This is a genomic window from Psychrobacter sp. (assembly GCF_035469765.1).
Classification (GTDB): domain Bacteria; phylum Pseudomonadota; class Gammaproteobacteria; order Pseudomonadales; family Moraxellaceae; genus Psychrobacter.
Genome location: NZ_DATIRM010000367.1, coordinates 1 through 12,105 on the forward strand (window position 1 = coordinate 1; position 12,105 = coordinate 12,105).

At 44.5% G+C, this 12,105-nt stretch carries 9 protein-coding genes; all 9 read right to left on the reverse strand.

What is annotated here, in order from left to right; genetic code table 11:
• Positions 1 to 242: 242 nt before the first annotated feature.
• The 9 genes from VLN09_RS10040 to nuoG all read right to left on the reverse strand — a co-directional run bounded on the left by VLN09_RS10040 (position 243) and on the right by nuoG (position 12,095).
• Entirely contained in the window at positions 243 to 1,085 is an 843-nt protein-coding gene (locus tag VLN09_RS10040; RefSeq protein WP_325246126.1) for a ferredoxin--NADP reductase, read from the reverse strand.
• Positions 1,086 to 1,252: 167 nt separating this feature from the next.
• Positions 1,253 to 2,731, reverse strand: a complete 1,479-nt coding sequence (locus VLN09_RS10045) for an NADH-quinone oxidoreductase subunit N (protein ID WP_325246128.1) — start codon at positions 2,729 to 2,731, stop codon at positions 1,253 to 1,255.
• A gap of 3 nt (positions 2,732 to 2,734) precedes the next feature.
• The gene (nuoM, locus tag VLN09_RS10050; protein WP_325246130.1) at positions 2,735 to 4,360 is read right to left on the reverse strand and encodes an NADH-quinone oxidoreductase subunit M; all 1,626 of its coding nucleotides are present in this window, start codon (positions 4,358 to 4,360) and stop codon (positions 2,735 to 2,737) included.
• Between the two features lies 1 nt (position 4,361).
• Positions 4,362 to 6,236 carry an NADH-quinone oxidoreductase subunit L gene (gene nuoL / locus VLN09_RS10055; RefSeq protein WP_325246132.1) on the reverse strand — a complete coding sequence of 625 codons (1,875 nt, stop codon included), beginning with the start codon at positions 6,234 to 6,236 and terminating at the stop codon, positions 4,362 to 4,364.
• 4 nt (positions 6,237 to 6,240) lie between these two features.
• A complete protein-coding gene (gene nuoK / locus VLN09_RS10060; protein WP_041753378.1) occupies positions 6,241 to 6,549 on the reverse strand; it encodes an NADH-quinone oxidoreductase subunit NuoK in 309 nt (102 codons plus the stop codon).
• Positions 6,550 to 6,647: 98 nt separating this feature from the next.
• On the reverse strand, positions 6,648 to 7,367 hold the full coding sequence (nuoJ, locus tag VLN09_RS10065) for an NADH-quinone oxidoreductase subunit J (RefSeq protein WP_325246134.1): 720 nt from the start codon (positions 7,365 to 7,367) through the stop codon (positions 6,648 to 6,650).
• Complete coding sequence (gene nuoI, locus VLN09_RS10070; protein ID WP_068034761.1) at positions 7,364 to 7,912, reverse strand: NADH-quinone oxidoreductase subunit NuoI; 549 nt, start codon at positions 7,910 to 7,912, stop codon at positions 7,364 to 7,366. The genes nuoJ and nuoI overlap by 4 nt, the downstream gene beginning before the upstream one ends.
• Before the next feature lie 54 nt (positions 7,913 to 7,966).
• Complete coding sequence (gene nuoH, locus VLN09_RS10075) at positions 7,967 to 8,962, reverse strand: NADH-quinone oxidoreductase subunit NuoH (protein ID WP_041757924.1); 996 nt, start codon at positions 8,960 to 8,962, stop codon at positions 7,967 to 7,969.
• 49 nt (positions 8,963 to 9,011) lie between these two features.
• Positions 9,012 to 12,095 (reverse strand): NADH-quinone oxidoreductase subunit NuoG, encoded by a 3,084-nt coding sequence (gene nuoG / locus VLN09_RS10080; protein ID WP_325246138.1) that lies wholly within the window; start codon positions 12,093 to 12,095, stop codon positions 9,012 to 9,014.
• Between the last annotated feature and the right edge of the window lie 10 nt (positions 12,096 to 12,105).

Here is a 12,105-nt window from a genome sequence, read left to right on the forward strand (position 1 = left end):
TCACTGAAAAAGATGAGCCGGTACAGGTACAAGGTCCTGTTAACCCTCTAGATGCGGCGAATGTGGCGGGCCAAATTTAAAATATCATAAGCTCTCAGTTCTTATAACTTTGCTCTCTTATAATTTTTATCTCTTATAAAAAAACGCTGTATTTTGTTAGACGAGAGTCTTCAAGATACAGCGTTTTTCTTTTGCTAAAAATATTCAAATAAATGACACTCGATAATACTCTATGACATTCGTTACCAGTAGTTTTCTACAGCAATATTGCCTTCGCCGCGGCGATTCATTACCAATCCTAAGGTCTTTAATGTCTCTTTAGTATCTTCTACCATCTCTGGATTGCCACACAGCATGACATGCGTGCTATCGACATCTAAAGCAATGCCCGCACGTTCTTGTAGTGTCCCATCTAATAAGAGTTTTGGCAGACGTTCAGTTAATGCGCCTTCAACAGATTCACGAGTAACGATAGGTATAAACATTAATTGTGCAGGATTATCAACCAAGGAGCCAAAGTCCTCTTGCAAACTTTCGATCTTCTCAATGTATGCCAACTCTTCTGTCGAGCGAGCACTATACGCCAATATGATATGCTCGTAATCTTCCCATGTCTTTAAATCTTGTAGCATCGATAAGAAAGGTGCAAGACCGGTACCTGTCGCTAATAACCACAAATCTTTTGGTAATGGCTTTTGATAACGCGCCAACGTCAAAAAGCCAAAAGGCATGGTATTTAGCAGCAACTTATCGCCTACTTCCAAGTGTTGCAACTGCGAGGTAAATGCACCATCAGGAATGACGATAGAGAAAAATTCTAATACTTCATCAAAGGGTGAGGAAACAATTGAATAAGCGCGAAAAATATCTTCATTTAGCGCTTCACGCAGTTCTTCGTTAGATGCATCGCCATTTTCTACAGCTTTCTGCTTGTAGTAGCTTAACTGACTGGGATTGACGCCCAAACGTACAAACTGCCCAGCCGTGAATTTAAAGCTATCCGGACGGCTAACGGTGAAGCTAAATAAATTTGGTGTCCAAGTAGTTTTGCTTAGCACTGTTACGGTTTGAATATTGTCGCTCATAGTAATGAATCACTTATATTTTATTAACATTTATTTTTATAAAAATTTAAACAACACAAAAAAGATGCGCCAAGCTTATCACAAAGCTGGCGCATCTTGTTTTTCGAACCGTAACAAGCAATAAGTAGCAGCACAGATATAGCGCTACTTATTTCAGCTCTCTATGCTTACCAAATACGAGCCAAACTTGCCCATTCAATCATACTGTTTGGTAACACACCAAAGAATACAATGATTACCGTGACGGCAATGACCATGATACCGCCGGTACGTAGACCCCACTGCTTCGAGACGTCAAATTCAATAAACTGTTTTGGACGTTTAAACAATGTGAGCAAGACGCGCAAGTAATAGAACAAGCCAATCGCACTACCGAGAATAATCATCGCTGCTAAGAACCAGTTAGTACCTTGTACCGCAGCAAGAATCGCAAATAGCTTCGTGATAAAGCCTGCGGTCAATGGAATACCCGCTAGAGACAACATCATGATGGTCATGACAGCCGTCAATACCGGACGGCGCCAAAACAGACCTTGATAGTGAGTCAACTCGTCTGCTTCACCAGACAGACGATAAGGGCTAGACATCAAGGTTACGACACCAAAGGCACCGATAGAGGTAAGGGCATAAATCGCCATATACATGCTAGAAATACTATCAGCAGCAGAGCCAATGCTCACGATCACGATTAACACATAACCCATATGGGCAATAGATGAATAACCAAGTAAACGTTTGAGGCTAGTTTGGCGTACGGCGAGTAAGTTACCCAGCAAAATCGACAAGGTTGCCATGACCATCAGCAGCATCTGTACCGATGGCAATGCCAATAGCGAGGTATCAATTAAAAAGCGTACTGCCAATGCCATCATCGCCACTTTTGATACTGAGGCCAGATAAGTCGCGATAGGCGCAGGTGCGCCTTCATAGACATCGGGTGTCCAAATATGAAAGGGTGCGGCAGAGAGCTTAAAGGCGATACCAAACATCATCATCGCTGCACCTAAAATCAACAGCGGTGATTCAAAGGTCTCTGTCAAAGTTAAACTGATAGGCTTAAATGCCAGTGAGCCAACTTCTGCATAGATAAATGCCATACCCATCAGCAGTGTTGCTGATGCAGTCGCTGACAATACCAAATACTTCAGCCCCGACTCTAGCGAGCGAGTGCGCATGTAGGTATATGACAGCATGCCATATAGCGGTATCGATAGCATCTCAAGACTCATAAAGAATGACGCTAAGTGCTGGGCGCAAACCATAAGTAGCGCGCCAACCGTTGATAGCAACATGAGCAAATATAGCTCTTCTTTATGGTCTTTTAAATCGGCTAAGTAGGCATAAGATAACGTACAACATGCCAATGCGCAGATAAAGATAATGACCATATTAAACTGAGCAAAGTTATCAATCACAAATAACTGCTCAGCGGCTGGCACAAGTGTTCCACTATCAACTATACCTGCCATTTGCCCAAGCAAAATAAACAGACCAATATTAAGACCGATAACCGAGATTGTACCTGTCACCATATGTGAGCGCTTCATAGTGATGGCAATCATCACCATTAATACTGTAATGACTACCGCAATGATTGGTGCATAAGGCAGCAGCCCCATCAAATCATTCATCGTAAAATCGTTCATGACTTAACGTGCCTCCATTGCATCAAGCAGCTGCGAGGCATCTACTTGTGTTACTTGACTATATATATAGGCGTTATTAATCCATTGCATCGCATGACTTGAAGTATCAAGGAACGGCTGTGGATACAATCCGAGCCAGACCAAGCCTGCGGCAAGCATCAATAGTAACGACAGCTCGCGCTTGCCCAAATCTTTTAATGGACGCTCTGGTAGACCATGAGACTTGGTTTCTTTTAACGCCACTTCTTTAATATTATTAGTACCGAATAGCGCCTTGTGAATCAGAATTAGTGAATACAAACCCGCTAATACTAAACTGAATGTCGCAAATACTACAAATACAGGATAGTCGGCAAAGGCGCCAAATAAAATCATGAACTCGCCAATGAAGTTACCTGTACCCGGAATACCAAGTAAGGCCGCACAGAAGAACATCAGTATCGGCGCATAATAACGGAACTGACCCCACATACCACCCATCAAGGTCAAGTCGCGCGTATGTAAGCGCTCATATAACTGCCCTGCCATAATGAATAGCGCTGCTGAGCTTAGACCATGTGCAAGCATTTGAATCATCAAACCTTGCAAGCTGAGTAAGGTTCCAGCATAAATTGCCAATACCACAAAGCCCATATGCGAGATACTGGTATAAGCCAATAAGCGTTTCATATCGGTTTGCATAAAGGCTAGCCATGCGCCATAGAAGATACCAATCGTACCTAACGTCATGGCAATAGGCGCAAAATCTTGTGATGCTGCTGGAAATAATGGTAAGACAAAACGAATCAAGCCATAAGCGGCAGTCTTAATCAAAACCCCTGCCAAATCTACCGAACCCGCCGTTGGTGCTTGTGCATGCGCGTCAGGCAACCAGCCGTGGAACGGAATAATCGGCAACTTAACGGCAAAGCCAATAAAGAAGCACAGCATGATCGGATATTCCCAGCCGCCAAGTGACGTACCGAGTAAATCATTATAATTAAAGCTAACCACCCCTTTTTGGGCGTAGCTGATAATGACCAATATCAAAATGCCTACGAGCATGATTAGCCCAGACGCTTGAGTATAGATAAAGAATTTCGTTGCTGCATACTCTTTGGTTTTGCCAACGACGTCATGACCCCAAATCGCGATCAAGAAGTAGATTGGAACCAGCATCATCTCCCAAAAGAAGAAGAATAAGAACATATCAATGGCTAAGAAAACACCAATGACGCCGCCCAAGCTCCACAGCAAGTTCAGATGGAAAAAACCAACACGGCGCTGAATCTCATTCCACGAACAGGCAACTGCGGCAACACCGAGTAACCCTGTCAAAGCTACCATCATTAGCGATAAACCATCTAACGCCAAATGAAAGCTAATACCAAAGCTAGGTATCCATGGCACACTAAATTCAGCAACCCAAGGCACATTTGCATCTGGCGCAATGACTTGCTGACTCATGCCAGAAAAATCACCGTATTGCCACAGAACTAATGACAATACAAAGGTCAACGTCATACCAATCAAAGCAATCCAGCGCGGTAGACGTTTATTAAAGCGTTCAACCAGCCAACATAGCAATCCTGCAATAAAAGGAATGGCAATTAATGCTGGTAGCATCCACGTTTGTTGTAACTCAATCATTTTATACCACCGTCATCATTACCAGCACGAGTAACACAGCCATACCCAAGCCAAAGCTTGCAGCATAACCTCGAAGTGACCCTGTTTGCGTCGCAGACAATACCTTATTACCCGCTGATGCCAGCTTAGGTAATAGCAGCCACGTTTTATCGATAGGGTCGGCTTTAAATAAGCGGCCGATGAACAAAAAGGGTTTTACAAAAACTATATCGTATAGCGCGTCAAAGCCCATACCGTGATAGCACCAATGATATAATGCGCCGCCGATACGCGTGCGCTTAAAGCTGGTCAGCAGTCGACCTTTATTAACGACATATAATAGCGCCGCCAATACCAAGCCCGCTGCCATCGCACCCATCGCGATAAACTCAGCGGTATGCTTACCATGCGCTTGACCAGAAACTTCTAATAAATGCCCAACGCTCTCTGGCAATACGCCTTGCAATGGCGGAGTAATGAAGGCACCCACTGCCGTTGATAATACTAGCAACACACTAAGCGGCAGCCAATACGACACACCAGATAGTTTGTGTGCGTGAGTTTTTTCTTCACCAAAGAAGATAATCCAAATCATACGGAAGGTATAAAGCGCGGTTAAGAAAGCTCCGAATACGCCCATATAGAATAAGACCATATGACCAGTTGCATAACTCTCCCAAAGAATCGCTTCTTTAGAATAAAAACCAACTGTCACCCAAGGTATCGCTGCCAATGCACCGCCACCGACGATATAGCACCAAAATACTAATGGTATCTTTTTACGCAAGCCACCCATCTTAAAGATATTTTGCTCATGATGTACCGCAAGAATCACCGCACCTGATGATAAGAATAACAACGCTTTAAAGAAAGCATGGGTCATCAAGTGAAAAATAGCACCTTGCCATGCCCCAACGCCCAATGCCAAGAACATATAGCCAATTTGGCTCATGGTCGAATAAGCAAGGATACGTTTAATGTCCGTTTGTACCAGCGCACAAAATCCTGCAACAACTAACGTCAATGCACCCACTGCCCCAACCCAGTACAATAATACACCCGGTGTCAGGATAAATAATGGATGTAGGCGCGCAATCAGATAAACACCAGCAGTAACCATCGTCGCCGCGTGAATCAATGCCGATACTGGTGTTGGACCTGCCATCGCATCTGCAAGCCAGGTATGCAGTGGTAACTGTGCTGATTTACCCATCGCACCGCCAACCAACATCATCGTGGTCAAAATCATGGTTGGGTTATTAATATCGAAAACTTCCGGCGCACGAGTAATAATCTCTTGAATATTAAGCGTACCAAATTCGCGGAATAAGAAAAATAAACCAAAAGCTAAGAACACATCACCTACGCGGGTGACGGTAAAGGCTTTCATCGCGGCACGACCATTGGCACGGTCTTGATAATAAAAACCAATCAGCAAGTATGAACAGATACCAACGCCTTCCCAGCCAAGATATAGCAAGAACAAGTTATCCGCCAATACCAGCAATAACATACTAGCGACGAATAGGTTCATATAGCTAAAGAAGCGTGCAAAACCTGTTTCACCTTTCATATACCAAGCGGCAAACAGATGAATTAAAAAGCCAATGCCGGTAATAACCCCAGTCATCGTCAATGCTAAGCCATCAAAGCTTAAGCCAAAATTTGGTGCAAAGTCACCCACTTGGAACCATGTCCAGAGTGGAATCTCTACGACAGTTCCGGCTGGATTCGTTGTTAAAAAGGTATAGCTAACAACCAGCGTACAGAGCGCTGATAGCAGCATGCTACCGACACCGACAATCGCTGCTACCTGCTCGCTTAACTTGTCGCGCATAAAGGCTAAAATCAAAAAGCCAACGAGCGGGAATATAAAGGTTAATGGTAATAAACTCATGACATCATCCTTTCATCTCATTGGCGCTGTCGACATCGAGATGCCCACGCTGATGATAAAAACGCAATAATATTGCCAAACCAATGGCTGCCTCTGCTGCTGCTAAAGTCAAAATAAAGATAAACATAATCTGTCCATCTGGATCGACCCAGCGGCTACCTGCTACCACAAATGCCAGTGCCGCCGCATTCATCATGATCTCAAGGCTCATCAGCATAAATAAGAAATTACGCCGTACCATGACACCGCACAGACCAATCGCAAATAAGATACCTGCCAAGATTAATCCATGACTCATGGGTATCAAACCCAGTACATTTTGCGCCTCAGCAACCGGCTGCACTAAGCCTGCTACCTCATGGGCAAACGGCACATTGACAACCTCTTGTGCCACGCTTGCTGCTAGTACCATCAGTCTGACTCCTTGCGCGTGACTTTCTTCGCACCCACCTGCATACCTACGTAGTCAAGCGGGTCAACATCTTTATATTCGTATGGTTTTGTCATCTTTACTGTATCGTTATTGGTGTGCATGCTGTCGTTTTCGTACAGCTCAATCCTACCAATATTTGGATTGGCTACTAGGCTATCGTTACCGATAATCTCATCATCGATAGCCTCTTTACCTAAATGATAGGCCGCAACTAAGGCTGCTAATAGTAGCAATGCTGCCACTTCTATCAACATAATATATTTGGTAAATAAGACTGTACCCACCGCTTTGGCTGAAATGGTCGACCCGCCAATCATGGCAGCTTCGTCATGATTGAGACCAATCATCGCATACAGCACAACCGCGATAATAATCGTCAAGCCCGTCGGTATCGCCCAAGTGCCGGCATCAAGCCAGCGCTCTTCACGCTCATCGTTACGCATGCCTAAATTTAGCATCATAATAACGAAAACGAACAACACCATAATGGCACCAGCGTAAACGACAATTTCGAGTGCCCCAGCAAATGGCGCACCCAATATAAAAAATATGCCAGCGATTGCCAATAACGACACAATCATCGATAAAATAGCGTGCACTGGATTGGCTTGAGTTACCACCCGCAAACTGGCAAATATTGCCACCGCTGCCAATGAGTAAAACCCTGCCAATTCAGGATGGTTCAAAATATTCATCATGGTAGCAAGCTCCTTAGATCAATCGGTGCGGCTTCATTTTGTGCCGCGCCTTTTGGTTTATCTGCTACCGCCATACCTGACACGCGATAATAGTTATAATCAGGATATTTACCCGGTCCTGAAATCAGCAAATGCTCTTTTTCATAAACCAAGTCTTGACGTACATACTCGCCCATCTCAAAGTCAGGCGTCATCTGAATCGCCGTCGTTGGACAAGCTTCTTCACACAATCCACAAAAGATACAGCGTGAAAAGTTAATGCGGAAAAACTCTGGATACCAGCGACCATCTTCGCGTTCTGCTTTTTGTAAGGAAATACAACCAACCGGACATGCTACAGCACACAGGTTACAAGCAACGCAGCGCTCATCGCCATCAGGGTCACGTGACAATATAATACGTCCACGAAAGCGCGGCGGTACAGGTACAGGCACTTCAGGATAAAGAATGGTATCGCGCGGTCTAATAGCGTGACTATTGACCATCCACATACTGCGGACAATGGTAAAAATACCAATGACAGTCTTTTTTATAGTAGTAAACATGGATTATTATCCTTATCAGCTTTACTCTAGTTCATCAGTGATGGCTAGTAACGATTATAACGTTGGGGAAAAAATCAAAATCACTGCAGCAGTAACCAACAGGTTAATCAAGGTTACGGGCAGACAGACTTTCCAGCCAAAGTTCATCACCTGATCATAGCGCGGACGCATGAGTGAGCCTCGAGCCAAAATAAACATGGTCATAAAGAATAACGTCTTAATCATGAACCAAAAAGCTGGTGGAATAAACGGAATATCTAAATTGAAAGGTGCTAACCAACCACCAAAAAATAAGCACGTCATCAAGGCAGAAATTAGTACGACGTTGACATATTCACCAATAAAGAACATACCGAATTTCATGCCAGAGTATTCAACATGATACCCTTCTGCCAATTCTTGCTCGGCTTCTGGCTGATCAAACGGATGTCTATGGGTTACGGCAACACCAGCAACGACAAAGGTTAAAAAGCCAAAGAACTGCGGGATAATATACCAACCGTCAGCCTGTGCTTCGACAATTGCACGTAGGTTAAATGAGCCGGTTAAGGCAACAACACCCATTAATGACAAACCTAAAAACACTTCATAACTGATGGTTTGCGCCGCTGAACGAAGGCCGCCGAGTAGCGAGAACTTATTGGCAGATGCCCAACCACCGAACAGCACTGCATAGACAGCGATACCAGCCATAGCAAAGAAGAATAAAATACCAATATCCCAATCAGCAACACCAAGGGTTGGTGAGATAGGAATAATGGCAAATGACGCCAAGGCAGTAAACATGGCAACCGCAGGTGCCAAGGTGAACATAAACTTATCAGTAAAGTTTGGCGTCCAATCTTCTTTAAAGAAAATTTTGAGCATATCAGCGACTAATTGCAACGAACCGAACGGACCGACACGGTTTGGACCATAACGGTCTTGCCAGAGTGCTAGCATCCGGCGCTCATAGATAATCATCATTGCCGCAACAATAACGACCACTAAAAAGATGACCAGTGATTGCACGACCATAAAAAGTATAGACCAAGTATCAAAGGTCATCATACTAGCCAAAAAGCTTGGCACATCAGGGATAATACGAGTCACTTGCATATTACACCTCCTGTATGGTCGGCGCTGTACTTACTGGCGCTACGCGGTTATTGTTATTTTCAGCATTATTTAAAGCATTGTCATTAGCCATGCTACCCATCATCGTAATAGGTGCATCTATTTTGCGTACTGATGCCGGCATTGATGGATGAATAATACTCACCTGTCCAACCGGATAACCAATACAGCCTTCAGCTAAATAGCCAACGAGCTGTACTGGCAGCGTGATTTGCTGTTTATCAATTTCAATCGCCAAATAGTCGCCGGCAGCGATATTCCACTCTTTTGCGTCATCAATCCCTATACGCCATGCGGCGACAGGTAATTGCTCAGCAACGACTGGGCTACGCGATGCCATCATTGAGCTGGCATAGATATTATAGATAGGTACCAGTTTAGCTTGTCCTTGCTGCATATCTGTCGTCGTTGCAGACATCGCTTCTGGGGCAACATATTGGCGCGTCGGCAAACGTTCTAACTGATCAAATAAGCGTACGCCCGGATCACCGTTTTTGAGACTACCGCCAACTTTATCTTGGTATTTGTTCCAAGCTTGTGGTGAGTTCCAACCAGCAGATTGCGCAAAAGGAATCATCGCGCTTGGGGTTTGTTTGCCGCTATAACCTTCCATTGAAAAGGTCAAGCCAGTATCCAAATCTTTCGGCTGCATTGGCTCATGGACAGAAACTGGCGCACGCATCGCGGTACGACCTGAATAACGGCGCGGCTGACGGGCTATCTTTAAACCCGTCATACGATAATCAGCATCAGGTGCGGCTTCTTTGATACCGGCAAGCTTAGGATGCGTCGCTATCAAAGCATTAATCACATCATCAAGTTGTGTCCAATCGACATCACGCCCTTCTAAGCTACTATGCACAGCATGCAACCAGCGCCAGCCTTCTTTAATGCTGCTTAGCGGATGATAATATTCGTTATCATAAACTTGGAAGAAGCGCTGAGCACGACCTTCAGCAGAAACGAGCGTTCCATCTGCTTCAGCAAAGCTTGCTGCTGGCAATACGATATCGACGTCTTTATGCCAATCAAGTAATTGATGGTCTAAAGCAATGACCGTTTTATCTGTTAAGAGCTGCGTTAATTTACTTGCATCGATGGCATCAGTTAGCTGATTTTCAGCAACGATAACCACATCAAAATCAGTGGCTAGCAACTCTTCAACCGAATGACCGCCGAGCAAGCAAACACCGATACTATTAGCGTCTGTCACGGCTAAATAAATACCCGCTTGCGCATGATAGTGATTATTCACTGCTCTTAGCTCAAGTTTGGTTGCAGGCTTACGCTCTACATTGTCTTGCGCTTCGGTATTGACACCGGTTTCAGGTTTGTTAGGTTTCGCAGACAGTTCTTTATCTTCTGTTTGCTGTACCGTTGCTGCTTGTATTTCGGCAGCTTTAACCTCAGCGTTATGCGTTTCAACTTGATACTGCTCAGTAGCTTTAATCGCGGTACGTTTTTTGCTTAATACTTGAGTGATTTGCGCCGCGGCTTCTATCAAAGCAGTAGATGATAAGCTGCTACCCGAGACAACCAAAGGCTTATTGGCTTGGATCAAATCATAAGCAATTTGCTTTGCCAACGCTTGCATAGCGTCAGTATCAGCACTTTGTTCAGTTGCGCTTGGGTCGACTATTGCTGCTAAATAATCAGCAAAGTTAGCAATCTCATCAGCAACTTTAAAACCAAGTTTGGTAATATCTTCCGGTGTCGCTACTACGCTCACCTTACTGATATCTTCAAGTTTGGTTTGAGTCACATCAATAATATAGACAGGGCTTTGAACACCTTGACCAATACGTTTGACTGGCTCAGCCAACCAAGGTTGCGTGTTGGTTGCCGCTGCCATTTTAAGCGCTTCATTTTTTGCCGCTTGACGGATGGAAAGTGCCACACGTGATGAAGTTTGAGTGATATCTTCACCCAAAATCAGTACCGCATCATAGCTTTCAATATCAGTCATACCTGGGTTATAGATGTCTTCAGTGCTGAGCACTTCGATACATTTATTGACCAGTGTTTGCTGTTGATGATTGAGACCCGTTGAAAAATTCTCAAAACCGACCATATTTTTTAGCGCAAAGTTGGTCTCAAGGCTGGCACGTGGTGAGCCAATACCGATGACTTTTTTGTCTTTGATGCGCTTGATGGTTTCATCAAGGGCATAATCGATATTGATTTTGACGTGCTTATCATTGATACGCTCAAGCGCTTGGGTTGGACGATCTTCACGATTGACATAGCCATAACCAAAACGACCACGGTCACATAGAAAGTAACGGTTTACTTCACCGTTATAGCGGTTTTCGATACGGCGCAGTTCACCATAGCGCTCACCGGCTGAGATATTACAGCCCGCTGAACAGCCATGACAGATACTTGGCGCATACTGCATATCCCATTTACGGTTATAACGATCAGAATGGGTCTTGTCAGTAAATACGCCGGTTGGACAGACTTCCGTTAAGTTACCTGAGAACTCACTTTCAAACTGACCATCTTTATCACGACCAAAATAGACGCGATTATTAGAGCCATACACCCCTAAATCTTCCCCGCCAGCATAGTCTTTATAAAAACGTACGCAACGATAACAAGCGATACAGCGGTTCATCTCATGGGCAATAAAGGGACCAAGCTCTTGGTTATGATGCGTACGTTTGGTAAAGCGATAGCGGCGGCGGCTATGGCCTGACATATAAGTCATATCTTGCAAATGACAATGTCCACCCTCTTCGCAAGTTGGACAGTCATGTGGATGGTTGGTCATGAGTAGCTCAACCATCGACTTACGGAATGCTTTCGCTTCATCATCGGTGACCGAGATGTACATATCATCGCCTGGGGCGACCATACATGACATCACAAGGCGACCGCGACCTGCTTCCATATCTTCTTTGGTCATATATTGCTTAACCGCGCACTGACGGCAAGAGCCTACTGAACCAAGGGCTGGGTGATAACAAAAATACGGCACATCAATGCCGAGTGACAAGCATGCTTGTAGCAAATTGTCTGCGCTATCTACTTCGACAGTGGTTCCATCAATATGTATGACTGCCATGCCGCTCTCC